This window comes from Enterobacter sp. IF2SW-B1, from assembly GCF_001743375.1.
GTDB classification, from domain to species: Bacteria; Pseudomonadota; Gammaproteobacteria; order Enterobacterales; family Enterobacteriaceae; genus Enterobacter; species Enterobacter bugandensis.
In genome coordinates this window covers 1-407 of record NZ_MJAA01000298.1, presented here as the reverse complement: position 1 = coordinate 407, position 407 = coordinate 1, and the positions used below count along the sequence as shown (strand labels likewise).

The window sequence follows — 407 nt, the reverse complement described above, 5'->3', positions numbered from 1 at the left end:
CGTCAGCACGCCCGCGCTCCACCAGTCAATCGGCCTGCCAGTCTCGCCATTCGTCCTTCTCTTTGGCTTTCATCGACCCACGCGCGAGCCAGGTGTTGAGGCCACGACGCTCACCGGCGTTCACCGCCATGCCCACGCGGCGCGCGACAAGCGAGGTCGAGTTTGAGCGCATGAGCGCAGCGTCACGCCAGCGCGCCTGTGCGGCGGTCACGGCCGTGCCCATCAGTCGCCAGGCCACGATGTCGCGCAGCGCCTGGGTTTGATCTTCCTTCAGCTGCTGCGCCTGCACCAGCTGCGGGAGCATCAGCCGCGCGTTTTCGACATCGGCACGCGCCACGCTGGCAAAAGCTACCGCCGCCATCTGGCGGGTAAAATCGGTCGAGCCCGTGCTGCGGGCAAAGGTCAGG

General features: G+C 67.1%; 1 pseudogene. It reads right to left on the bottom strand.

Features of this window, described 5'->3' with window-relative positions:
- Positions 1 to 28: 28 nt before the first annotated feature.
- Positions 29 to 407, bottom strand: a pseudogene (locus A6013_RS24460) (murein transglycosylase); the annotation flags it as partial.